Source organism: Embleya sp. L77 (assembly GCF_055557415.1).
This window is the reverse complement of record NZ_CM145710.1, coordinates 520,936-544,627: the sequence shown is the minus strand read 5'-3', so window position 1 is coordinate 544,627 and position 23,692 is coordinate 520,936. Positions and strand designations below refer to the sequence as shown.

21 protein-coding genes and 1 pseudogene are annotated in these 23,692 nt (G+C 73.1%); 10 read left to right on the top strand and 12 right to left on the bottom strand.

Annotation, left to right across the window (positions count from 1 at the left end):
- Positions 1-281: 281 nt before the first annotated feature.
- The gene (locus tag ACZOOI_RS32420; protein WP_465283122.1) at positions 282-1,733 is read right to left on the bottom strand and encodes an FAD/NAD(P)-binding protein; all 1,452 of its coding nucleotides are present in this window, start codon (positions 1,731-1,733) and stop codon (positions 282-284) included.
- Between the two features lie 310 nt (positions 1,734-2,043).
- Here ACZOOI_RS32420 and ACZOOI_RS32415 point away from each other — a divergent pair, with 310 nt between their 5' ends.
- Positions 2,044-3,120, top strand: a complete 1,077-nt coding sequence (locus tag ACZOOI_RS32415; protein ID WP_465283121.1) for a LuxR C-terminal-related transcriptional regulator — start codon at positions 2,044-2,046, stop codon at positions 3,118-3,120.
- A 297-nt stretch (positions 3,121-3,417) separates the two neighbouring features.
- Here ACZOOI_RS32415 and ACZOOI_RS32410 read toward each other — a convergent pair whose 3' ends face one another.
- The gene (locus ACZOOI_RS32410) at positions 3,418-4,140 is read right to left on the bottom strand and encodes a VOC family protein (protein ID WP_465283120.1); all 723 of its coding nucleotides are present in this window, start codon (positions 4,138-4,140) and stop codon (positions 3,418-3,420) included.
- A 418-nt stretch (positions 4,141-4,558) separates the two neighbouring features.
- Here ACZOOI_RS32410 and ACZOOI_RS32405 point away from each other — a divergent pair, with 418 nt between their 5' ends.
- Genes ACZOOI_RS32405 through ACZOOI_RS32390 form a run of 4 tightly spaced genes read left to right on the top strand, consistent with a single transcriptional unit; the run spans position 4,559 to position 7,846 of the window.
- Entirely contained in the window at positions 4,559-5,668 is a 1,110-nt protein-coding gene (locus tag ACZOOI_RS32405; RefSeq protein ID WP_465283119.1) for an acyl-CoA dehydrogenase family protein, read from the top strand.
- On the top strand, positions 5,665-6,480 hold the full coding sequence (locus ACZOOI_RS32400; RefSeq protein ID WP_465283118.1) for a PIG-L deacetylase family protein: 816 nt from the start codon (positions 5,665-5,667) through the stop codon (positions 6,478-6,480). The genes ACZOOI_RS32405 and ACZOOI_RS32400 overlap by 4 nt, the downstream gene beginning before the upstream one ends.
- Entirely contained in the window at positions 6,477-7,127 is a 651-nt protein-coding gene (locus tag ACZOOI_RS32395; RefSeq protein WP_465283117.1) for a methyltransferase, read from the top strand. Before ACZOOI_RS32400 ends, ACZOOI_RS32395 begins: the two co-directional genes overlap by 4 nt.
- Positions 7,124-7,846: a glycosyltransferase family 2 protein gene (locus ACZOOI_RS32390; protein ID WP_465283116.1), complete on the top strand. Its 723-nt coding sequence runs from the start codon at positions 7,124-7,126 to the stop codon at positions 7,844-7,846. Before ACZOOI_RS32395 ends, ACZOOI_RS32390 begins: the two co-directional genes overlap by 4 nt.
- A 156-nt stretch (positions 7,847-8,002) precedes the next feature.
- Here ACZOOI_RS32390 and ACZOOI_RS32385 read toward each other — a convergent pair whose 3' ends face one another.
- The 3 genes from ACZOOI_RS32385 to ACZOOI_RS32375 all read right to left on the bottom strand — a co-directional run bounded on the left by ACZOOI_RS32385 (position 8,003) and on the right by ACZOOI_RS32375 (position 10,370).
- Positions 8,003-9,634: a phytoene desaturase family protein gene (locus ACZOOI_RS32385; RefSeq protein ID WP_465283115.1), complete on the bottom strand. Its 1,632-nt coding sequence runs from the start codon at positions 9,632-9,634 to the stop codon at positions 8,003-8,005.
- Complete coding sequence (locus ACZOOI_RS32380; protein WP_465283114.1) at positions 9,618-10,136, bottom strand: SRPBCC family protein; 519 nt, start codon at positions 10,134-10,136, stop codon at positions 9,618-9,620. Before ACZOOI_RS32380 ends, ACZOOI_RS32385 begins: the two co-directional genes overlap by 17 nt.
- Positions 10,137-10,241: 105 nt before the next feature.
- The gene (locus ACZOOI_RS32375) at positions 10,242-10,370 is read right to left on the bottom strand and encodes an LPFR motif small protein (RefSeq protein ID WP_391583283.1); all 129 of its coding nucleotides are present in this window, start codon (positions 10,368-10,370) and stop codon (positions 10,242-10,244) included.
- Positions 10,371-10,695: 325 nt separating this feature from the next.
- On the opposite strand from ACZOOI_RS32375, the gene ACZOOI_RS32370 reads away from it, so the two are divergent.
- Complete coding sequence (locus ACZOOI_RS32370) at positions 10,696-11,949, top strand: PP2C family protein-serine/threonine phosphatase (protein ID WP_465283113.1); 1,254 nt, start codon at positions 10,696-10,698, stop codon at positions 11,947-11,949.
- Between the two features lie 23 nt (positions 11,950-11,972).
- Here the strand turns inward: ACZOOI_RS32370 and ACZOOI_RS32365 are convergent, their stop codons facing one another.
- Positions 11,973-12,596: an ATP-binding protein gene (locus tag ACZOOI_RS32365; protein WP_465283112.1), complete on the bottom strand. Its 624-nt coding sequence runs from the start codon at positions 12,594-12,596 to the stop codon at positions 11,973-11,975.
- Positions 12,597-13,151: 555 nt separating this feature from the next.
- Positions 13,152-13,520, bottom strand: a complete 369-nt coding sequence (locus ACZOOI_RS32360; protein ID WP_465283111.1) for a hypothetical protein — start codon at positions 13,518-13,520, stop codon at positions 13,152-13,154.
- 322 nt (positions 13,521-13,842) lie between these two features.
- On the opposite strand from ACZOOI_RS32360, the gene ACZOOI_RS32355 reads away from it, so the two are divergent.
- Entirely contained in the window at positions 13,843-14,640 is a 798-nt protein-coding gene (locus ACZOOI_RS32355) for an inositol monophosphatase family protein (RefSeq protein WP_465283110.1), read from the top strand.
- Positions 14,641-14,846: 206 nt separating this feature from the next.
- Here the strand turns inward: ACZOOI_RS32355 and ACZOOI_RS32350 are convergent, their stop codons facing one another.
- The 3 genes from ACZOOI_RS32350 to ACZOOI_RS32340 form a co-directional block, all read right to left on the bottom strand.
- Complete coding sequence (locus ACZOOI_RS32350; RefSeq protein ID WP_465283109.1) at positions 14,847-16,064, bottom strand: FUSC family protein; 1,218 nt, start codon at positions 16,062-16,064, stop codon at positions 14,847-14,849.
- A gap of 242 nt (positions 16,065-16,306) precedes the next feature.
- Positions 16,307-16,504: an RICIN domain-containing protein gene (locus tag ACZOOI_RS32345; RefSeq protein ID WP_465283108.1), complete on the bottom strand. Its 198-nt coding sequence runs from the start codon at positions 16,502-16,504 to the stop codon at positions 16,307-16,309.
- A 518-nt stretch (positions 16,505-17,022) separates the two neighbouring features.
- Entirely contained in the window at positions 17,023-17,586 is a 564-nt protein-coding gene (locus ACZOOI_RS32340) for a sigma-70 family RNA polymerase sigma factor (RefSeq protein WP_465283107.1), read from the bottom strand.
- Positions 17,587-17,991: 405 nt separating this feature from the next.
- Here ACZOOI_RS32340 and ACZOOI_RS32335 point away from each other — a divergent pair, with 405 nt between their 5' ends.
- The 3 genes and pseudogenes from ACZOOI_RS32335 to ACZOOI_RS32325 form a co-directional block, all read left to right on the top strand.
- Positions 17,992-19,671 carry a PucR family transcriptional regulator gene (locus tag ACZOOI_RS32335; protein ID WP_465283106.1) on the top strand — a complete coding sequence of 560 codons (1,680 nt, stop codon included), beginning with the start codon at positions 17,992-17,994 and terminating at the stop codon, positions 19,669-19,671.
- Between the two features lie 201 nt (positions 19,672-19,872).
- The gene (locus ACZOOI_RS32330) at positions 19,873-21,318 is read left to right on the top strand and encodes a diaminopimelate decarboxylase (RefSeq protein WP_465283105.1); all 1,446 of its coding nucleotides are present in this window, start codon (positions 19,873-19,875) and stop codon (positions 21,316-21,318) included.
- Between the two features lie 23 nt (positions 21,319-21,341).
- Positions 21,342-21,667 (top strand): annotated as a pseudogene (locus tag ACZOOI_RS32325) (M55 family metallopeptidase); the annotation flags it as partial.
- Between the two features lie 440 nt (positions 21,668-22,107).
- Here ACZOOI_RS32325 and ACZOOI_RS32320 read toward each other — a convergent pair.
- The gene (locus ACZOOI_RS32320) at positions 22,108-22,386 is read right to left on the bottom strand and encodes a hypothetical protein (protein ID WP_465283104.1); all 279 of its coding nucleotides are present in this window, start codon (positions 22,384-22,386) and stop codon (positions 22,108-22,110) included.
- Positions 22,387-22,631: 245 nt separating this feature from the next.
- Positions 22,632-23,465 (bottom strand): class II glutamine amidotransferase, encoded by an 834-nt coding sequence (locus tag ACZOOI_RS32315; RefSeq protein WP_465283103.1) that lies wholly within the window; start codon positions 23,463-23,465, stop codon positions 22,632-22,634.
- Positions 23,466-23,692: the final 227 nt, after the last annotated feature.

The following is a 23,692-nucleotide window of genomic DNA, read 5'->3' as shown; positions in this document are numbered from 1 at the left end:
GATGAAGAGGGTTTGCCGGCGCGCGCTCCGCCGGGCCCGGAGCGGCGGCACGACACCGTAATAAACGAACGTCATATAACGTTGTTTCATCACGTAGGCTTCCACCCGATGAACACGGCCGTCAACCCCTCACCCGCCCCGACCCGCCTCCGAGCCCTTCCCCCGGCTGCCCGACGGCCCGTCCGGACAGCCTTCGCGCCCGCGCGGCGGGTGAGTTCGGGACCACGGTCAGCGCGCCCGGCCCGAACCGTCGTCCGGGCCGGGCCGGGCGCAATGGTGGCTCATCCTGCGGCCGACGGGCCGGGGGTTTGCAGGGCTGCGGCGGTGCGGGATGCCTGTGTGGCTACGCCTGCGATGCTCGATGTGATGAACGAGCCGCCGGCCAGGTCGCCGACCACGTGTACGCGCGGGTCGGCGGGGAGCAGGCCGCCCGAGGGGTGGAGGGTGGCCAGACCGGTGGCCGTCAGTGATCGCACCAGGGGCCGGGCGGCGTCCGGGATCGCCTGCGCGGACGCGTTCACGGCGTTGACGACGACGTGCGCGGTGTGCCGGCCGTCGGCCGTGTGCACCCGGAACCGGCCGTTCACCGGCTCGATCGCCTCGATGCCGGAAGAGACGGTGAGCTGACCGGAGTCCAGGAGCCGCATCAGCACGGACGCGTTCACCGGGACCATGGGCGAGGCGACGCTCGTGACCGTGCGGAGGTGGCGCCGCAGCCAGGCGCGGTCGGATTCACGCAACAGGTGCCATGCGTACGGGCCGACGCTGTGCACCGTCTCCTGCACCACCCGACGGCCCACCCGCGGGTCGTCGACCGCGGCGAGTTGCCGCCGGAGCCGTCGCACCGGATCGTTGGTGCGGGTATCGCGGAGTTGGGCCGCGAGATCGTCGAAGTCCTCGCCCGTGTCCGCCAGTTCCATGCGCAGCAGGCCGACCAGGTCGTCGAGCGCGAGATGTCCCCGGGCGCGATGCAGGGCTGCCACCCGCTCGACGGTCACGTGGTTCGGGCGTCGGCCGGTCGGGCGCTGCCACACGTACGGGAGCACCCCGCTGCGGGACAGGAGCGTGATCCGTCCCGGATACCCGTGCGCGGCGAGGGCCACGACGACGTCGACGGCGGTCAGGCCGCTGCCGACGACCGCAACATCGTCGCCGGCGGCAATGCGGTCGAGCGTGCCGGCGAGTGGATAGGGATCCGCCGTGAAGCCGCCCTGCCCGGCAAGTCCGTACGGGTCCGGGGAAGTTCCCCCGCCCACGCACAGCACCACGCGGTCGGCCGGATACTCCTGCCCGTCGTCCGTACGCAGGACGGGGCGCGGGCCGGAGCGGACGACGACGTCCGTCACCCGCGCGGCCACGACGCGCACGGGGCGGCCCTGTTCGCCCAATGCCGCCACGGCCTTCTCCGCGGTGTGGACCAGGTACTCGCCGTAGAGTGCGCGCGGGACCAGCGGTTGGCCGAGGAGCGGGTCGATGTGCTCGGCACCGCGTTCGCCCAACCAGGCCGCGAAGTGGCCGAAGTCGCCGCCGCGGACCGACATGAGGGCCGGCGGCGCGTTGACCAACACCGCGTCCAGGTCCGGACCGTACGGTCGTCCCCGCCACAGGTGTGGCGACGGCTCGAAGACCGTGATGGTGCCAATCCCGCCCCCTGCGGCGTTGCCCTCGGTGCCGGCCAGCGCGTCCAACAGGCCGACGGCTGCCGCGCCTCCCCCGACGATCGCGATATCCATGATGTGCCTCTCCGGTGGTCGTATGTCACCGACCCTGTCCCTCCTTGCCGTGGCGTCCCATCCCCCGCTTCCGGGAGATCGCTCCGGAACGACCCCCTCGATCGAGGGGTACCGTGCCGTGTGGCCACGGGACAGGCTGGGGGAAACCGGAAGGTGCCGGGGAGCGGGGCAGGCCGGAGCCGGAAGGTGTGCGGCGTCGGGGCGGGACGGGGGACCTGAAGGTGTGCGGCATCGAGGGCTGGACGAGGGACCGGAAGGTGCCCGGGGCCGGGGCGGGCGAGTGGCGGGCCGATCAGTGGCGGGGGCGGGCATGACCGATCGACACGCACCCGTGCTGGCCGCCGCCGAACAGGCCGCCGACGTACTGGAGTTGTTCGGCCGCGTCTCGGCCCGGCTGCGGCGGCTGGTGCCGTTCCAGTCGGCCGTGTGGACCGCCGCCGACCCGGAGACCGGCCTGATCACCGCACCGATGCTGGTGGAGAACCTCGGCTCCGGGGAGGGCTGCGCGGCCTACTGGCAAAGCGAACTGCTGGAGGAGAACGTGCTGCCGTTCCGCGAGCTGGCCCGCGCCCCCGTACCGGCGGCCGGGTTGCGCGCGGCCACCGGCGATCTGCCCGCCCGCAGCGCCCGGTTCCGGCGCCTGCTGCTGTCCCAGGGCGTGCACGACGAGCTGCGCGCCGTGCTTCGGATCGGCGACCGGCCGTGGGGCCTGGTGAGCCTGTTCCGCACCACCGAGGCGTTCCGCCCGCAGGAGACCGCGCTGCTCGCCGACCTGTCCCGTCCGCTGGCCGGGCGGCTGCGCACGCTCGCCCGGCCGTTCGCGTCCGCGCGCGGCACGGACTCCCCGGCGCCCGGCCTGATCCTCTTCGACGAATCCGGCGAAGCCATGTCGGCCAACGACGAGGCGCGGCACCACCTCGCGCGGCTGCCGGAGGGACCGTCGTTCGGCACGCCGCTGGGGCTCGAGTTGCCGATCTGGGTGATCGGCACGGCACTCCAGGCCCGCGCCATCGCCGACGGCCGGGACCGCGGCAGCGCCCGGGTGCGGATCCGGACCACCGAGGGTCGTTGGTTGAGCTGCCACGCCTCGTGCCTCACCGGACCGGGCGGCAGGCCCGGCCCGGTGGCCCTGGTCCTCGAGCCCGCGACGCCCGCGGACCTGGCGGTGCTGGTCGCCGAGGCGTACGGCCTGACCGCACGGGAGGTCCAGATCACCCAACTCACCGCGCGCGGGCTGACCACCGCCGAGATCGCCACGGCACTGTTCATCTCGCCGCACACGGTCCGTGACCACCTCAAGACGATCTTCACCAAGGCCGAGGTGTCCAGCCGGGGCGCACTGGTCGCCCGCCTGTTCACGGACCACCACTGGCCGGCGCAGCCGTAGCCGAGGCGACTCCGGCGCCCCGGTCGGACCACGCCTGCCCGGGCCCGGGGGTGTCCGGCGGCCGCGGAGGGTCGGGAGCCGCGTCCGGGGAGTGCTGCCCGGCCGGACGCGGGTCCCCGGGGCCGCATCGCGCGGGAGCCGAACGCGAATGTCGGTAGCCGCCCGCTCGCGGTGGTCGGGCAAGAGCCGATCACGTGCCACCGAGACTTCCTCGACACGCCCGTGGCGCCCGAACGCCCATGGCGCCCAACACTCTCGGCGCCCCGCCGCTCGTACGCCCCGCCGGGCCCGGCCGCGCTAGCGAGGCGTCGCCACGCGGAACTCGTTGCCGTCGGGGTCGGCCATGGCCACCCGGCCGCCCTCGTCCGAGCCGCTGTCGATTCGAGTGGCCCCGAGCGCGAGCAGACGCTCGACCTCCGCCCGCCGATCACCGTCGACGGGTGGAGCGAGGTCGAAGTGCACCCGGTCCCTGCCCGTTTTCGGCATCAGCGGCGGACCACCCCACGTGATCTTCGGACCGCCGTGCGGCGAGCGAATCGCGGTCTCCTGGTCCTGATCCCAGACCAATGGCCAGCCCAGCGCCTCGCTCCAGAAGTACCCGACCTCCTGCGAACCGTCGCAGGCCAGCGCTCCGATGAACCCGCAGTCGGCGAGGAATTCGTTGCCCGGCGCGATGACGCAGAACTCGTTGCCTTCGGGGTCGGCGAGCACCACATGACCCTCCTCCGGGAGTTGGCCGACATCGATGTGCCGTGCGCCGAGTTCCAACGCCCTGGCCACCGTCCGCTGTTGGTCCTCCAGGGATGTGCTCGTCAGGTCGAAGTGCATTCGGTTCCGGTCGACCTTCCGCTCCCGGGTCGGCAGAAAACGGATGCGGAACCCGGTGTCGTCATCGGGCAGCAGCGCAACGCCCTCGTGCGGATCGTCGACCGGCTCCCAACCCAGGAGCCCGGACCAGAAGCGCGCGAGATGCATCGGCCGGCTCGCATCGAAGCAGACCGCGAACAGTTGACAAGTCATTCCCCGCGCATCTCCGATCCAACAACCGACCGCTGTCGACGGCACCCTGCCGGCCACGCGCCCGGAAGCCTACGGGCCGACCGGCATCACCCGCAGCCGAATATTCGACCGGGTATCGGACCGAGCATTCGACGCGACGTCCCCGCACTCCGGCCGCCGGCCTCCCGCGCCGACCGTGCGTCCCTCGTGTTCGACGTGATCATTGCCGGCTCAAGGGCCCACCTCCGTTGCACCTGTCCGTGTCCGGTTCCGTGTCCGGACGTGCAGGTGGGGAGCCTCCGGCCAGGAATCCGCCGGCGCCGATCGGTACCGTCGCCGGCCTCCCGGAACCACGGGGCGGGCCGGCATGAGGCCGCGAGGCCAGGGGTAGCCGAGGTGAATGAGAACCCAAGGGACACCCGACGCACCGGCGGCACGCATGGGGGCAGGAGCGATCGACGGTGCCCCGGACGGGCACACGGCACTGGTGGGGAGCCGGTTCGCCCGGTTCGCGACCGGCCCCGGACGGGACCTCGCACCACCCGGTGCCGGTGCCACCGGCGCGCGGTGGCGGGCCCTGGCCGCGCTCGCCGAGCAGGATCTCGCGCTCGGCCGACTGGCGGAAGGGCACGCCGACGCGCTCGCGATCATCGCCGAGATCGACCCGGGCGTCGCGAGCGCGCCGCCCGGGTCGCGCTGGGGCGTCTGGGCGGCCGAGCCGCCGGGCAGTCGGCTGACCGCAACGCCGCGGGACGGGACCTGGATACTCGACGGCGTCCGGCGCTACTGCTCCGGCGCGCTGATGTGTACGCACGCCCTGGTCACCGCCGACACCGCGGACGGCTCCCGGCTGTTCCGGATCGACCTCGACCACGTCGGCTACCGGCCCCGGCCCGACTCCTGGCCGGCGGTGGGCATGGCGGCCAGCCAGACCCTCGACGTCGAACTCGACGCGGTACCGGGTCGGCCGCTCGGCGCGGTGGGCGCCTACCTGGACCGACCCGGGTTCCACCACGGCGGAGCCGGCGTCGCGGCCTGCTGGTTCGGCGGCGCCCGCGCGGTGGCCCGCCCGCTGACCGCCGCCGCCCGAGCCGGGCGCCTGGACGCGCACGGCCTGGCGCACCTGGGCACGGTCGACCTCGCCCTGCACACCGCGGCGCAGGCGCTGCGCACCGCCGCGACGGAGATCGACGCGGATCCGGCGGACCGGACCGGCACCGCCGAAATTCGTGCGCTGCGGGTACGCGCGCTGGTGGAGCGCACCTGCGCCGACGTCCTGGAACACGTCGGGCGCGCCCTGGGTGCGGAACCGCTGTGCCACGACGCCGGGCACGCCCGCGCGGTCGCCGACCTCACCGTCTACATCCGGCAGCACCACGCGGAGCGCGACCTGGCCCGGCTCGGCGCGCTCGCCGCCGCGCCGCCGGAACCCGAGCGAGTCGGGACCGAGCGCACCGGAGCCGAGCGAATCGGACCCGGGCGAACCGAGACCGGGGGAACCGAGACCGGGGGAACCGGGACGGAACGAACGAAGGCGGCCACCCGATGACGACCGAGCCCATGACCGAGCCCACCACCGCGACCATCACCGAGCACATCCCCGATGCGGCGCCGGAGCACGAGAACGCGATCCAGGCGCCCGGCACGCCCGAGCCCGCGTGGGCCCAGTGGCGCGGACTGGACCGCCTGCCCCGGGTCACCCCCCGGGTGGTCGGCGGACTCGTGGTGGTCGCGGCCCATCCCGACGACGAGATCCTGGGCGCGGGCGGGTTGCTGGCGAGCGTCCTGGACGCCGGCGAGCGGGTCCGGGTCGTCGTGCTCACCGACGGCGACGCCTCGCATCCGAACGGCCCGATCCCGCCGGCCGACCTGGTGGCCCGCCGGATCGAGGAGAGCAGGCGGGCCCTCGCCGTGTTGTCGCCGGGCGGGCCGGTCGCCGAGATCGTGCGCCTGGGTCTGCCCGACACCGCCGTCGCCGAGCACGAGGCGGCCACGATCCCGGCCCTGGCCGAGTTGCTGGCCGGGTACGCACTGTGTGCCGCGCCGTGGTCCGGCGACCTGCATGCCGACCACGAGGCGGCCGGTCGGATCGCGGACGGAGCGTGCGCGGCGTCCGGCGTCCGGCTGGTCGAGTATCCCGTGTGGATGTGGCACTGGGCCGAGCCCGCCGACCCACGGGTGCCGTGGGAGCGGGCGGTCCGCATCGATCTGAACCCGGAACGTGTACGCCGCAAGCAGCGGGCGATCGGGTGTTTCGAGACGCAGATCGCACCGCTGCTCCCGGGACTGGACGACCGGGTGATCCTGCCGCCGGAGGAACTCGCCCACTTCGAACGGTCCTTCGAGGTGCTGTTCCGGTGAGCCGCATACCGATACCGCCCCCGCACCACCGGTTCGAGGACCTGTACGCGCATTCCCCGGACCCCTGGCAGTTGGCCGAACGCGCCTACGACCGGCGCAAGTACGCGCTCACGCTGGCCGCCCTGCCCCAAGAGCGCTACCGCAGCGCGTTTGAACCGGCCTGCTCGGTGGGGGTGTTGACCGCCGGGCTGGCCCCGCGCTGCGACCGGTTGCTGGCCTGCGACCTGGCGTCGGTCGCGGTGGAGCAGGCGCGGGAGCGAACCCGGGGCGTGCCCGGCGTCACCGTCGAGCGGCGGACCCTGCCGCAGCAGTGGCCGACTCCCGCCGACGCACCGGACGCGGTCCCCTTCGACCTCGTCGTGCTCTCCGAGTTCCTCTACTACTTCGACCCGGACGGCGTCGCGGACGTGCTGCACCGGGCCCGAGCCACACTCGCGCCCGGCGGCACGCTGGTCGCGGTGCACTGGCGACCGCCCGCCGACGAGCACGTACTGCCCGCCGAGCGGGTGCACGCCGCCGTGTGCGCGCTGCCCGGCCTGGTCCGGGTCGTCGAACACCGCGAGCCCGACTTCCTGTTGGACGTACTCGTCCGGGCGGACGCGCCCGCCGCGGCGCTGTCGCCCGCGGCCCGTGAGGGGCTGCGTTGAGCCCCCGCCGGGAGAGCCGACCGGTGCGTGCGGTGGCGGTGGTCGTACCGGCGCGCGACGAGGAGGCCGAACTGCCGGGCTGCCTGGCCGCGTTGGACGTGGCCCGGGCACGCCTGGCGGCCCGGGGGGTGGCCACGACCGTCGTGGTCACCGCCGATCGTTGTCGCGACCGCACCACCGAGATCGCGCACGCCTTCGGCGCCCGGGTGGTCGAATCACGCGCGGGCGCCGCGGGTGCGGCCCGGGCGGCGGGATTCGCCGCCGTGTTGGCGGAGGATCGCGGCGACCCCGAGGATTTGTGGCTGGTGAGCACCGACGCGGACAGCCGGGTGCCCCCGAACTGGCTGACCCGACAGGTCTCCTGGGCCGCCCGGGGCTGGGACGCGGTGGCCGGGACGGTTCGGGTGATCGACTGGAGCGGCCACCCACCGGGCAGCGCCGCCGCGTTCGCAACGCGGTACGACTCCTGGAGCGGCCGCTCGCCGCACGTGCACGGCGCCAACCTCGGCTGTTCCGCCGGCGCGTACCTGGAGGTCGGCGGCTTCGCGCCGCTGGCGGTGGGCGAGGACCGGGCCCTGGTGGAAGCCCTCGAGGCGGCCGGCCGCCGAGTCTTGCGCACCGCGGCGTTGCGGGTGCTGACCTCGTCCCGCCTGAACTGCCGGGCGCCCGCGGGCTTCGGCCACGACCTGCGCCGGCAGGCCGACGCCATCGGCGGCTGACCGCCCGGCGGCTCACGCGCGAGCAGCACGGCCCGACCCGCCTGCCCGCGCGATCGCCGCGCCCGCGCCGAGGCCGCACCGGAGCAAGTCCGCGCGGATCGAGACGAAGGTGAACCCGTTTCGTTGGGCGGTCGTTTCGGTGCGGCCTCGGTCGGCTCAACGCTCCTGTGCGGGGGAGCCGTGGCGCGTGGCCGGGCGGCGGCGGATGGTGCGGGTGAGCGCGAGACGGTCGGTGCGCAGGGCGGCGCGGGCGGCATTCGCGCCGCAGGCCCCGTGCACACCGCCGCCGGGGTGAGCGGAGGCGGAGGCCAGATAGAGCCGGCGGACCGGCGTCTCCGCACGGCCGAGGCCGGGGACGGGGCGGAAGATCAACTGCTGGTGAAGCGCGGCGGTTCCGCCGTTGAGGGCGCCGCCGACCAGGTTCTCGTTCGCCGCCTCCAGAGCGAGCGGGGACAGGATCCGGCGCGCGGTGATCCGTGAGCGAAACCCCGGGGCGAAGGATTCGACGCGCGCTTCCACGCGGTCGGCGTAGGCCTCCGCCTCGGCGGAGTCCCAGCGTCCGGTGAGGGTGCCGCCGAGATCCTCGGTGACGTGCCGGGGCACGTGCGTGTACGCCCAAGCGGATTCCGTTCCGGCGGGGGAACGTGTGGGGTCCGTCGTGGTCATCTGCCCCAGGAGCAGGAACGCGTGGGCGGGCAGTCTGCCCGAGCCGACCTGCACCGCGTAGTCGGAGAGTTCGGCGAGGTCGGCGGCGACATGCACGGTCCCGGCCTCGGCCGCCTCGGGCGCGGTCCATGGGATCGGCCCGTTCAGGGCCCAGTCGACCTTGAACGTCCCCAGGTCCCAGGCGAACCGGCGCAGGTCCTCGCGCAACCGGGTCGGCAGGTCGTCCCAGGAGACGAGGCCGCCGTACAGCGTCGGCGCGGGCACGTCGGCCAGTACCGCTCTGCGGGCCCGGACCGCCTCGCCGTCCGCGGTGCGTACGCCCAGTGCCGTGCCGCCCCGTACGACGACCGACGTCACCCGCGAGCCGCAGCGCACGATGCCGCCCTTGGAGATGAGGCGTAGGACGAGCGCGTCGGTCAGCGCGCCGGCGCCACCCATCGGGGCGGGCCAGCCGTACTGCTGGCCGAGCATGGCCAGGAGCCAGCCGAATGCCGCGCTCGGCGCCGCGTCCGGCAACAGGTCCGCGTGCAGGGCACAGCCCGCCAACAACATCGTGGCGCCGACGTCGGAGAACTCCTCCTCGCCCAACCTACGCACGGGCAGCGCCATCATCCGCGCGAAGCGCAGCGCGTCCGCCATGCCCAGTCGCATGGCGAGGGCGGCGCCCGATCGAATCGGCGGGAAGGGGGAGAGCAGCGAGCCCACCACATGCGGGTCCAACCGTTCCCACAGCGCCGACAACCGGCGCCACCCGCTCGCGTCGTCGGCGCCGAAATCCGCCGCCAGCCCCGCGGCCGTGGCATCGACGCCGCGACGCAGCGTCGCACACCGGCCGTCCGCGAGCGGGTGTGCGAGCACCGACGGGGCACGGGACCACCGGAGTCCGAACTCGTGCAGGTTCAGTGCCGCGATCGCCGGCGAGGCCGCGGCGAGCGGATGGAAGGAGCTGAACAGGTCGTTCACGAAGTCCGGATGCACCCCGCGGTCGCTGCGCACCGCGCCGCCGGGCGCCTCCCGGGCCTCCAGTACCTCGACCCGCCACCCCTGGTCCGCGAGGATGTTGGCGGCCACGAGTCCATTCGGACCGGCCCCGACGACCACGGCGTCAGCGTCGTCGGTCATCGGTCTCCTTCGAGTCCGCGGCCGGTGTCGAGCGTCGACTCGCGCGCTCGGATTCCGCGGCTTCCTCTCCCGGGGATTCCTCGGCGACCCGGGCGAGGTTGTGCAGCATCCTTCGGTTGCGCAGGTGCAGAAGGACCTCGCCCGGCGGCCCGTGGAGACGGGCGGCCGGCCCGCGCAGCGGATGTTCGTCGACCAGGACCAGGGTGTCGGTGTCCCACGGGAGCAGTTCGATGCCGATGCGAGCCGTTCCCAGCGGCGATGCCACCGCCTCCAGTTCCAGGCGGCTGCCCGGGACACAGAGCCGAACGACGCATTCGTCCCGGAACGTGATCGGCCCGAAACCGATCGTGTACTCCAGGCGGGCCCCCTGGCGGGGCCATGCCTCGTCGGCTCGCTCGATGCTTCGGGTGCCCACGACCCACTCGGCGTAGCGTTCGGCATCCGCGAGTACGTCCCACACCCGTGCGGGATCCGCGTTGATCAATTGTTGTCGTCGCGCCATGCGCGGCGACTACCCGGTCCCGGGCACCCATACCCGGAACGCGGACCCGTTCGTGGTCCGCGGACCCGCCTCCGCCCTGCGGAGGGCGGAGGCGGGGCGGGCGGGTCAGTGGCGGCCGTGGGCGCTGTCCGATGCGCCGCCGAAGAGTCGGGCGACGGCCCGGAAGGGGAGGGTCACCACCGTGGCGATGGCACCGCCCACGGACCGCAGGACATCCGCTATGGCCTTGAACATCGGTGCTACCTCCGACCTGTCTGCCGGCGGCGGCGGCCGCCGGGCACTGCCCCGTACGGTGCGTCTGCCCGATGAAGGATCGAGAAAACCGGCCCGATTCCGCGGCCGGAGCGCACTCACCTCCATCGGTGCACACACAGGCGCTTGCGGGTGGTTCGGGTGGGTGCCGGCGGGAACTGCGCTGGGTGCGAGGGCCGTCGGAGGCCGGTGTTGCGGGCGGTCCGGGGCCGGCTCTGTTACTTTCGGATGCTGCCCGACCGGCAGCAGCCGAGCGATGTCGTGTTCGACAGCCGGCAATCGGGCCCCGAATCAGGACAGGACGCCGGTGAAGCCCCTTCCCAACGATGTGGCCACGGCGGGCGGGCTGCTCCGGGCCACTCGTCATGCCGTCATAGAGGATCTCCCGAGGCTGATCGCCGCGCACGCCCGACCTTTGGGGCTGTCGCGTCCGCTGATCTACCTCGTGGACGTGCAGCAGCAGCTGCTGCGCCTGATTCCCGGCCGCGGCGCGGACGAGGCGGGGACGGACCAAGCCCCCGATGCGCCCGAGGCGGACCTGCGGGTGGACGCCACCCTGGCCGGCCGGGCCTTCCAGAGCGCCGAGCCCGTGGAGGCCCCGGCGGGCGCGGAGCAGGGTGCGCCCGGGGAGACGCGGACGAGGCGGCTGTGGCTTCCGTTGACGGACGGGGCCGAACGGCTGGGCGTGCTGGGTCTGGAGACGGACGAGGTGGACGACGCCGTCCTGGAGCGGGCGCTCGACCTCGCTCTCCTGGTGGGTCTGCTCTTGGTGAGCAAGCGGGCGTACAGCGACTCCTACGAGCGTCTGGTACGCACCCGCCCGATGGGGCTCGCCGCCGAGATGCAGTGGACCCTGATGCCGCCCGGCTCCTTCGCCGGCGAGCAGGCCACCGTCAGCGCGGCCCTGGAGCCCGCGTACGAGATGGGCGGCGACGCGTACGAGTACGCGGTCGACGGCGACACCGCGCACCTGGCCGTGTTCGACGCGATGGGCCACGACACCTCCGCCGGTCTCACCGTCGCCCTCGCCCTGGCCGGCTGCCGCAGCAGCCGCCGCCACGGAGTGGGCCTGGTGGAGACGAGCGAGGCGATCGAGACCGCCCTCCTGGAACAGTTCGGCCGCAGTCGCTACGCCACCGCGATCATCGGTCGGCTCGACCTGCTCAGCGGCATGTTGACCTGGGTCAACCGCGGCCACCATCCGCCGGTCCTGGTTCGCAACGGCCAGTGGGTCGCCACTTTGCAACGCCCGCCGGCGCACCCGATGGGCACGGCCATGGGCCTGCCCGTCGAGCTGTACGAGGAGCAGCTCGAACCCGGCGACTGGCTCCTGCTCTACACCGACGGCGTCACCGAGGCCCGCAACCCGGAAGGCGAGGTCTTCGGACTCGACCGGTTCGTGGACTTCGTGATCCGGCACATAGCCGATGGCCTCCCCGCGCCCGAGACCCTGCGCCGACTGATCCGGGCGATCCGCGAATACCACCGCGACCGGCTCCAGGACGACGCCACCATCCTGCTCCTGCAATGGCACGGCGCCGTCCGCCCGGGGTTCGGCTGACCGGACCGAGTGGGGCCGCTCGCTCAGGCCGCGGGTCGGGCCGTGGCCATCAGGTGCACGAGCATCAGGCCCGACCCCCGTCGGTGTGGGCGCCCCACCAGGGTGGACACGACGGCGCGCGCGGTCGAACCGATTGCCCCGGCCCGTCGCCACACCTCCACCACCGGTAGACCCGCCCGGACTCGACGACGGGTCGCGAGCGGCCCTTCGCGCCACCGCGACACGAGCGACGCCCGGAGCAAGGAGGTCCTCGCTCGGGCGCTCTGCCGCCTCGGGCGGGGCGAAGCGGCGGCGGTGGAGGCGTCGATGTCGGCCCAGACGGTCTTTCCGCCCCGGTGGGTCCGGACGCCCCAGTCGGTGGTGATCGTGTCGAGGATGTGCAGCCCGAAACCGCCCTCGTGGTCGGGGCCGGTGTCGCGCCGGGTCGGCATCCGGGGATCGGTGTCGGTGACGGACAACCGTGCCCCGCGCCGGGTCCGACGCAGGGCCAGGGCCACATCCCCGTCGGTGTACAGCTGCGCGTTGGTCAACAGTTCGGACAGGACCAGGACGGCCGGCGCGACCCGATCCTCGTCCCAGCCCCAGTCGGCGAGCGTGGTGCGTACCGCCTTCCGGGCCCGCCCGGAAGCACCGGTCCGTCGTGGCACGCGCCACCGGACGAGGGAACGACGTAGTCGAAACATGACCCTCCTCAAGGGACACGCGGGCGGACGGTACTTCGGCTCGACATCGGCGCACGGACCGCCGGGAAACGGAGTCCTCGGCCGGACGGCCCAGGTGTGCGCGATCCGAGCCGGCGAGCGGTCACGACTCCTCCGCGCGGTCGTGACGAGCCCGCTGGTGCGGCGCCGGCGATCCTGTCGGAGCCGACACCGTCGTGCCCGCACACCTGCCCCCCGACGGGCGCCTCAAGCGTCACCCGTTCGACTGTTCCGCACCCTTCGGTCAGGGCGGTGTGGCGGCCGGCGTGGTTCACCCGGTCGGGCGCGTGCGGGGCGTCGTCGGCGGGGCAGGGATGGGACACGCGTGGTTCCTCCCCCGTCGGGGCTCCGTGGGATTGCGTGTGATGGGCGTCTCCTCCCAACCGAGGGGGAGGAGGCGCCTGCGTGCTCCGGGTGCCGGGCGTCGGATCCCGGGTTCGTGGCGGATTGCCGACGACACGGGCGGCCCGTCGAGGAGCGGCTGTGGCCGCCGGGCGGGCGCTATGGCATGGACGGTTGTGGGCGGGCGACGGCGGCGTGGACCTCGGGCGGACCGTCGCCGCCCGGCTGCGCCCCTTGCGGGTGGGGAGCCGGACCGCGAGATTCGTCGTCGACCGCGTCCTGGATCGCCGCGTCCGCGTCGTCGGAGCCGGTGTCGTCGTCGGTGCCCGACCGTTCCGAACGCAGCCCCGGATCTGCGCTCGCACGTCGTTTGGGGGGTGGGACGGCGGGAGCGAAGTTGGCGAAGGGTTCGGCGGCGGCGATCAGGTCGGCCAGGGCCGGTGAGGTCGCGGCGTCGGGGTGTTCGGCGAGTGCCCGGCGGGCGGCGGTGACCGCAGCGCGCAGTTCCTCGTGTCGGGTGGTGGGCATCGGTGGGTCCTTGTCCGGGTCGGTGTCGGTCCGGGGCCGTGCCCGACCGCGGGGTGTTCGGGTCCTACCCTGCCATCGGTATGCGGAAGCGGAGGCCGCGCGGGGTCCGGTCCGGGGCCCGATCCACCGTTTCGGCCCGGCTCGGAGGTGATCGAGTCGGAGTGTGGCCGGAACCGCCATGCGGCGGAATGCGGTTGGGTGGTGCCGGTCGTCCCGGGGCAGCGGGGTGGTGGTCGTCGGCGCGTGGGGGTGAACGATCCTCGCGTTTCGGGGCATGTCGTGTCACCGGGTGCGACCGAGGGCCGCCGGTAGGGTGCGGAGCATGATCAACTCATCTGCAGGCCAGTCCGATGCCGAAGTTGCGATAGCCGCGGCGAGCGCCGGCGCGGACGTGGTGCGTGACATGTACGGGCGGCGACTGGCCCGTATCGACAAGGGCGGAGGGGACTTCGCCACCGCCGCCGATGTCGAGGCGGAGAAGACGATTCTCGGCGTGATCGGCGCGGCGCGACCCGACGACGCGGTGCTCGGTGAGGAGGGCGGGCAACGGGGCGCAGCCGAGACCGCGCGCCGGTGGCTGGTGGACCCCCTGTGCGGGACGTTGAACTACGCCGTCGGCACCATGGTGGTCGCCGTCAACGTGGTGCTGCGCGAGGGCGCGGCTGCGGTGGCCGACCCGTTCGGCGGCGAGGTCTTCCACACCGACGGCGCGAGCGCGTGGGTGCGACGCGAGGGCGTGGACACGCGGTTGGTGCCCTCGTCCGCCTCGCGGTTGGTGGATGTCAACCTGGATCCGCCGTTCCCGAACGCGCCGGGCTTTCGAGCCGTGGACCTGGTGGCCCATCCCGGGTTCGTCGAGCGGTTCCGGCCGCGGGTGGTGTCCTCGACGCTGGCGGTGGCCTGGGTCGCGGCCGGCAAGCGCGCCGCATACGTCACCGACGGCGGCGACCTGTCGGGGAGTGTGCACTTCGCCGCCGGGATCGCGGTGTGCCGGGCGGCCGGTTGTGTGGTCACCGGGATCGACGGCGCCCCGATCGGCGAGGCGGGTCGCGGACTGGTTGTGGCCGCCGACGCCGAAACCCACGGGCTGCTGATGTCGATGATGCACAGCCGGGGCTGAAACGCGGTACGCACGCCCGCCGGTCGGGGCGTGCGTCGGGCACGGGCGGCGGCGCGGTGGCAGGCCGCCCGATCGCCATGCCGGGCATGGCCGGGTTCCGGGCCGCTCGCGCGGGCCGGTCTCGTCGAACTCCTACCCACGCGGGTGTGCCGGGCACCGCGGCGATCGATGAGGGCTTGCCGACAAGCCGTCCGCGACGGGCCCGCTCAATCGACGACCGGATGTCGGCCGGTATCCGAGCCCGCGTCGAGGTCCTCCAGCAGTCGGCCCGCCTCGGCGAGCAGGGAACCCGTCAGTGCGGTGGTCAGCGGGCCCGACCGGGCCGCCTCGGGCAGGCGCTCGGTCAGGACGGTGTGGATCTCGACGGCTCGGGACAACTCGCGTCCGGCGCGGCGCAGTCGGGTGTCCGGTGAGCCTGCCGAGTCCGGTGGCACCGACGTTCCCGTCGCGGCCACGGCCCCGCCGTACTCGCGCACCGCGCGGGCCAGGGCATCCAGGAAGTCGGCATAGGGCGCCAACGTCCTTCCGTCCGGCGTCAGGTCCACGCCGTCCTCCCGCGCGGTCTCGCGAATCGTCCTGGTGATCGCGATCGTGCGGGCGACCAGGTTCTCCAGCGTGGGCAGGAAGCCGTGTTCGATCTCGGGCACCGGGCCGTGGTGGTGCCTGCGCGGATTCATCCGCACGCTCTCGCGCGCGTGTTCGGTGGCCGCCCGCAGATCCTCCCACCGGCGGGAGACCCGCAGTGCCCGGCGATACCGCTCGTCCGCCGCCGCCGCGTCCCACTCCACGCGCAGACCGGCGGCCGACGCGGCCAGGATCTCGGCGATCTCGTCCGCGACGTCGAGTGCGGCACGGCGGCTGTCCCGCAGGTGTACCGGGGGCCACACCAGGAAGTTCACCGCGAGCCCGATCGTCGCGCCGAGCAGCGCCTCGCCGAGCCGGTGGCCGATCGTGGCGCCGGTGACCGGGCCGTAGGAGAGCACGAACAGCGCGCTGGTCGAGCTGTACATGCCCTGATCGCCGAATCGCCGCCAGTTGCCCAGCAGCATCGTGATCGGCAGCACCGCCACCATCGCCCCGATGGTGCTGCCGCATGCCGCCCAACCGACGGCGGCGATCAGCGTCCCGAACGCCATCGACACCAGGACCTGGAGGGCCTGGGCCACCGACCGGTACACCGTGGCCTGCACGAGTACGATCGCCACCCAGGGCGCCATGATGGCCATCGGGGCCCGCAGCCACCACCCGGCCACGGCCCAACTCAGCACCGCCGCGAGCGCGGCCTTGGCCGACTGTCGGACCAGATCCCGCTCGCGCCCCGGTCCCCGCCAGGCTCGGGCGGTCGACCGCCCGATCCCGCGAAGCTCGGCCCCGACCACCGCGGGCACACCGGATATGCGTCGACCCCAAGAAACACCGGACATGATCCCAGCCTGTCCCGCGGCCGAGAGTTGACACCCGTGCCATCAGGCGCAGGCGCACCGCCCTTCCCGAAGGATGCCCGCGCGGCGTTGCGCGGGTGTGCGCCGGCGCACACCGTCGATCGGCAGGTGGGGCGCGACCGCGGCGTCGATCACGCGCACGCGCCGCGGGCGTACCCGTCACCCGCGGCGCGATCGACCGCGTCGCGTGGCGGGTGACGGGTACGGTCGGCGATCGCTCGGTCTCAGCCGCGTGTCCACACCTGATTCGTGCCGTAGTGGCAGGGGTGGAGGCGGATCGCCGCGCCGTCGCGGGTGTTGAAGTCCCACAGGTCGACACACATGTTGGACGCCTTCGCGTAGATGTTGTTGCCGCGCAGGGCGAATTGCTGGGCGGGGTTTCCGCTGAGGGCAACTCCGCCCTGGTGGCCGTCCAGGCCCAAGGGTCGTCCGGGACCGCCTGCCAAAGACCCCGAGGCGGCGGCATGTCGGCGGCGGCGCACAACACCGTCACCGTGGTGTCGCCGACGACGGCGGCGTACGGCTGACCGGGAGCGGCGGCGAACTTCGCCGCCACCAGCGCACGTTCCGCGTCCCGCCAGGTCGCGCTCGCGCCCAACCGCCCCGCGAGCGCCCGCAGCGAACGCCGGTACCGCAGCCAGGCCCGCCCCGGGGCGGTGAACGCGTATGCCGTCAGGGCGACTTCCCGCCACAAGCGACGCCCGGCCGCTTTCCAGCCGCCGAATCGCATGGCGATGAAGCGGACGATCAGGAAGAACACCAGGGCGGCGGCCGCGATGCCACCCCAGCGCAGGATCGCCTCGCGATGGTTCTGGATGAAGTCGAGCGGATCGGTGTTCCTCATGTGCCCGGCAACCCTCTCCGTCGAACGCCCACCAAGGCCACCCGGTCGCAGTGCCGCGCTCTGGACGCGACCGACCGGAAACGAGATTTCGGGTGCTTATCCTGCACTGCGCTCCTCCAGGGCCTGGCGCAGGGCGCGGATCGCGTAGTGGGTACGGGACTTCGCCGTTCCGACCGGTATGCCCAGGAGTTCGGCGGCCTGCTTGAGGTCGCGATCGCGCAGCACCGTCTCGGCGAGGATTTCGCGATGTGCCGCGGTCAGCGAGGGCAGTGCGTCGGCCACGGCCATCTTCCAGAGCAGGGGCTCCCATGGATCGTCGGCCGGCAGGTACTCCAGCGGTTCGGGGCTGCACTCCTGCGGCCGGGCGCGGCGCGCACGACGGTCGTCCATGACGATCCGGCGCGCCACCGTCGCCAGCCACGGCATCAGATCGGACGTGTCGTCCGCGATCGTGCCCGCATGGCGCCACGCCCGCAGCATGGTCTCCTGCACGTCGTCCTCGGCCCAGGGCCGGTCCCCGTCCGTGAGCTTGAGACAGAAGGACAGCAATGGCATGGAATAGCGGCGGTAAACCAGTTCGGCGAGTTCCGCGAGTTTGGCCTCATATGTCGAACGTGCCTGATTATCGGTGTCATGATCATGGGTGCAGAAGGACGTCACGGCCTTGGCCCCTCACTTCCCCCGATGTGTCGGCTCGGATCGCGAACACTAACTACGCCCAGCTACAAGTCCGTTGGATCTGTGCTGAATTTGAGGATCCGAGGTCCGCCGCATGCCGGAGAGGCAAGTGATCACCCGGGAAAGGGCGTCCGTTTCCGGATTCGTGTCCCGGATATCAACGAATTGACGGCCGCCGGCGAACCGGGACGAGATCATTTACATCTTCTCGGCGGAAATTTCGGCAAAGGGCGGGAAATTGGATGAAGGGCCCGCCCGCGACGGACCCCCGAACCGATCGGAACGGCCGGCGCACCTGCGGTGCCGCGCGAGCACGCGCTCGCCCGGGCGACGCGAGGCCGTCGCCGCGTGCGGGGGACGACCGTCGCCGCGCGCGATCATGGACGTATGAACGAGCGTGAACCCTCCCGCCGTCCCGCCGCGGCGACGCTGTCCCGGGTCCTGGACCTGATCGACCCCGGGATCCTCGACGTCGTGGTCGCGCCGCGCGGGACCGAGGTGCCGGTGCGCGGGGTCACCCTGTACGACCTCGGGGACGAGGACGCGGACGGCACGACGCTCGCCGGGATGATCCTCCTCGCGGTCGGAGTGGACCCGCGCGGGCACGGCGCGGTCGAGGCCGTGCGGGCGGCCCGCCGCGCGGGGGCGAGCGCGCTGGTGATCCGGCGCGGCGCGGACCCCGTGGACGCGGCCGTGGTCGAGGCGGCCGAGCCCGGCGACACCGCCGTACTCACCCGCCATCCCGGACGCGGGTGGACCGACGTGCTCGGCTTGCTGCGCAACGCCTGCGCGCAGAGCAGCCCCTCCGAACTGGCCACGGTCGACAGCCTGCGTCCGGGCGACCTGTCGGGCCTGGCGAACACGGTCGCCGACCTGGTGGGCGGCGCGATCACGATCGAGGATCCGCAGTCGCGGGTGCTGGCCTACTCCCGGATGGACCACGAGCCGGACCCCATGCGCCGGGTGACCATCCTGAACCAGCAGGTGCCGCGCTGGCGCGTCGCCGAACTGCGCGAAAGCGGCTTTTTTCGCACCCTGTGGAGCACCGACGACGTGGTCCGGCTGCCCGCCGACGACCGCTACGCGGAACGGCTGGCGATCGCGGTGCGCGACGGTGGCGAGGTGCTCGGGTCGATCTGGGCCGCGGCCGACGGCCACCCACTCGCGCCGGACGCGACGGCGGCCCTGCGCACCGCTGCCCGGGCGGCCGTGCCGCACCTGGTCCACCACGAGACCCGCGGCCGGGAGGCGGCACGCCGTCGCGAGGCGGCGGTGCACACCTTGCTGACCGGCGGCGCGGGCGCGGAGCAGGCGGCCCGGACGGTGGGGGTGCGCCCGGATCGGCCGCACACCGTGACGGTGGTCGAGGCGTACGAGCACCCGGCGACGGAGTTCGCCTCCGATGCGCCCACCCCCGCGGAGCAGCGCGTGCTCGACGTGCTCGCGTTGCAGGCGGCGGCGCTTCGGCCGGGGTGTGTGACGGCGCGGGCCGGTCGACGCCTGTACGTGCTGATGCCGGCGGGCGAGAGGGACACCGACCCCGCGCGCGACCTGGTCGCCACCGCGCGCTCGGTACCCGGCACGGTGGTCTTCGCCGGCGTCGGTCCCGTCGCGCAGCGGCCGGCCGAGCTGCCCGGTGCGCGCGAGGACGCCGAGATCGTGGTGCGCGTGCTGCGCGAGCGGGCGGTGGCCACGGGCGTGCCCGCGTCGGCGTCGGCGCTGTCGTCCGACGTGGTCTCGGAGGCGGCCCTGGTGCGCCTGCTGGACCGCGTCGAGCCGCTGTGGCCGATGGCCGGGCCGGTGCACGCGATGGTCGAGCACGACCGTGCGCACGGATCGGAGTACTCCGCCTCGGTCGGCGCCTACCTGGGCGCCTTCGGCGACACCGTGACCGCCGCGCACGGGCTGAGCGTGCACCCGAACACCCTGCGCTACCGGCTGCGCCGGGCCAGGGAGCTCTTCGGCGTGGACCTGGACGACCCGACGGGCCGGCTGCTCGCCGACATCGGGCTGCGCCTGGCGCATCGCGCGCAGGGGTTGAGTCCCCGGAGGGCGGGGCAGCCGTGATCCCGGGCGCGCCCTGGTGAGCCCTTGGGCCCCGGCGCGCCCGAGTGGGTTTCGAGCCCGGAGCCCGGCCCACGTACGGGGTGGGTCCGTGCCCGGCGGGTGGATTCCATGATCATTTTCCTGTCGGGGCAGACAATCAAAGCCACCTCCTTTGGTCGTGCCCCACGCTGACGCCCGCTCACGCCCGGATCCAAGCTGTGCATGCGACTCGGACGAGCCGCGAATACCGGAGAGATTCGAGGTGTGGTGCGCGTGACTTCCGCAGCGGCCCTACGGCGTCGATCGGCCCGAGACGCGGCCCTGGCCCACGTCGTGGAGCAGGGCCTGCTCGGCCCCGAGCAGGCCCTGCTGGGCCTGCTGGACGTGGACGGCATCCGGGCCTCGGTCGACGCGCTGAGCGCGGCCTTCGGCGAGACACCCGTACTGCACACGTTCGCCGCCAAGGCATGCGGCCTGGTCCCGGTCCTGCACCTGCTCGCCGACGCGGGAATGGGCTGCGAGGTCGCCTCGCCGGGTGAACTCGAACAGGCCCTGGCGGCCGGGTTCAGCCCCGACCGGCTCGTCCTGGACAGCCCGGCCAAGACCGTCGAGGAACTTCGGCACGCCCTCGCCCACGGCATCGCCGTCAACGTCGACAACTTCCAGGAACTCGCCCGCATCGACGCGATCGTCGCCGAGCGCCCGGCCACGGGACCGATCGGGATCCGGGTCAACCCGCAGGTCGGCGCCGGCACGATCGGCGCGATGAGCACCGCGACCACCACGTCCAAGTTCGGCATCGCGCTGCGCGACCCGGGAGCCGTCGAGGCCGTGGTCGAGGCATTCGCCCGCCGGCCGTGGCTCAATCGCCTGCACGCGCACGTCGGCTCCCAGGGCTGCCCGCTGTGGCTGATCGCCGCCGGCCTGCGCGCCACGTACGAACTCGCCGAGCACATCAACACCGTCCTGGGCCGTCGCCAGATCACCGACCTGGACATCGGCGGCGGGCTGCCGGTGAACTTCGCCGGCGACGAGGACGACCCGACCTTCGCCGACTACGTCGCCGAACTGCGCGGCACCGTGCCCGAACTTCTGGACGGCCGCTACCGGCTGGTCACCGAGTTCGGCCGCTCGCTGCTCGCCAAGAACGGCACGATCGCCTCGCGCGTGGAGTACACCAAGTCCTCCGGCGGCCGACGGATCGCGATCACCCACGCGGGTGCGCAGGTGGCCACCCGTACGGTGTTCATGCCCCAGGCGTGGCCGCTGCGCGTGGGTGCCTTCGACGCGCACGGCCGGCCCAAGGACGCACCGGAGGAGATCCAGGACGTCGCCGGCCCGTGCTGCTTCGCCGGCGACCTGACCGCCGTCGGGCGCGCCCTGCCCCTGCTCGAACCGGGCGACGTCGTCGCGCTGTACGACACCGGTGCCTACTACTTCTCGTCCCACTTCGCCTACAACTCGCTGCCGCGCCCGGCCGTCTACGGCTACCGCGTCGTGCACGACACGGTGCATCTGGCCGTCGTCCGCGAGGCGCAGACCATCCGCGAAGTGGTCCGGGAGAGCGGCGCGGCCCACGTGCACGCCCTGGTGGACCCGATGCCCGCGGACGCCTCGGGGAACCGGTCCCACGACGACTGTCCCGGCCCCGAGGAGGCGGCGGTGTGACCCGCGTCCTGATCTCCGCCGACATGGAGGCGCCACCGGCACCGTGCTGCCGGCCGACGTGACCACCGGCGACCCGCGCTACGAACGCTTTCGACGCCTGCTCACCGGCGACGTGAACGCGGCCGTGGCCGGATTCCTGGACGCCGGCGCCGACAAGGTGATCGTCAACGACGCCCACCGCGGCATGGACAACGTGCCGTTGGAGGAACTCGACCCGCGCGCGGTGCTCATCGTCGGCCGCAACAAGCCGCTCGGCATGCTCCAAGGGCTCGAACTCGACGTGGACGCACTGGCGTTCGTCGGCTACCACACCGGTGCGGGCGAGGCCGGCGTACTCGCCCACACCTACCGCTTCGGCGCCGTGCTCGTGGCCATGGCGGTCATCGACGACCAGCGCACCCAGTTGTTCACCAGCCTGGGCAGCCTCGCGGTCGTGCTCGTCGCGTACGGGGTACGCCGGACGTACGGCCCGCGCCTGACCGGGTCGGGTGCACATCGAGGCCCGAAGGTCGTCGCGGAACCCGTAACTGCTTCGGGGGAGGCACATCGGGCGTCGTCACTCGGGCAACCGCAGGACATCGACGGCGGGACGGACGCCCGGGGCGATCGGGTCGATCGGGTTGCCTCGACCGAGTGACCGACGAGGGAGCGGCGCCCGCGCGTCCGCACCCACGCCCGTGCCCGCCTGCGCAATTGCGCAGGCGGGCACGGGCGTGCGGTGGTGAAACCGGGGTTCGCCGCAGGCCGTGCCCGCGAGGCGGCCCGAGTCTTCGTCGCGGGGTGGGCTCCTCAGGAGTCCGTGAGCACCCACAGTTGCCAGACGCCCGCAGGCCGACACTCGTACCGATTGGCGCCGTTGTCCAGGTACCACTGACCACGCGCGTGGCAGCCGCCCAGGTCGTCGGGGGCGAAGTCCTGCACGTGGTGCCAACCCGGGCCGACCGCAGGACCGGCCACCGAGCCGGTCGTGGGCCCGGCTGCGACCGACGCCTGGGCAACGGCCGCCGCGGGCGCCGCCAGGAGTGCGACGGCGGTGGCCAGTACGGCGAACCTCTTCGTGACGTTCACGAGTTCCCTCCGGAACGATCGACGGGACATGTCGACCTCCCGTTTCCGCGAAGCCCTGCCTTCATGCACGGGGTCACGGGTCGGCACACCGAGGGCGCCCGGACACGAGTCACGGCACCGACCGCGCGCATCTGCCGATGCCGTGGGCCGACCGGGTCCGGCCCACGGCCGGGCCCGATGCCCGGGCTCAGGCGTGCTGCTTGAACATTCCGCGGAAGGCATGACCTTCGGCCCGGCGGTGGCCGCTAACCGGACAGCGGGACGAAGGAGCGCATCTCGTCGCCTCCCGGCTGCACGACGCCGTAGCTGCTTTCGGGGACCTCGTTCCAGGCGCCGGGGAGGTCACCGAGGGGCTCCGACACGACGAGGCGGGTCTCGTCGGATATGTCGCGCAGGAATGCCATATCGGGGTGGAGTGCGCGCAGCGTGTCCACCCGGGTGCTGTAGAAGAGCGAGCGGGAGTCCTTCCGGCTGGAGTAGCGGAATGCCCACAACCGTGCTCCGTCGGTCACCGCGATCGTCATCTGCAGCGGGAACTCCACACCGTGCCGGCGACCGGTCTCCTCCACCAGGCCGGCCATCCGGGCGACGGCGCCCGGCGGGTCCTGCTCCAGGCCGAGGGTCAGCGCCAGGAAGAACATGAGTTCGGAGTCCGTCGCTCCCTCGATGTCCGGGAAGAGGTCCGGGTCGACGGCAAGGGTCAGGTCTCGCTTGATGCGGTGGAAGCCGGCGATGGCGCCGTTGTGCATCCACATCCAATTCCCGTGCCGGAACGGGTGGCAGTTGCTCTGTTGCACCGCGGTGCCCGTCGAAGCCCGGATGTGCGCGAAGATCACCCCGGAACGGACGTGGTCGGCAATCTCCCGGAGGTTGCGATTGCTCCAGGCCGGACCGATGTCCCGAACGAGTGCCGGGGCGTGGACGTCAGGCGTGTACCAGCCGACACCGAACCCGTCGCCGTTGGTCGTCTCGACGCCCAGTCGCGAGTGCAGGCTCTGATCGATCAGGGAGTGCGCCGGTTTGTAGAGGATGGTGTCGAGCAGGACGGGTGTTCCCACGTAAGCAAGCCAACGGCACATCGGCTACCGCCTCCCGGTCTTCGGGTCCACGCCGCGCGATATTCGGGTCTGCACTCGGGTCCGCGCCGCGCCGCGCCGCCCGAACAGGCCACGCCACGAGCACAGCGTGCGGATCCCCGGCCTCCGGAGGTCGTCCCTGCCGCGGCGATCGAGAACGCCCGGATCCTCGGGGATGCACGGACGGGGCGCCTGGCATCCGCGTCGGGCACACACACTCGTCGGCGTCG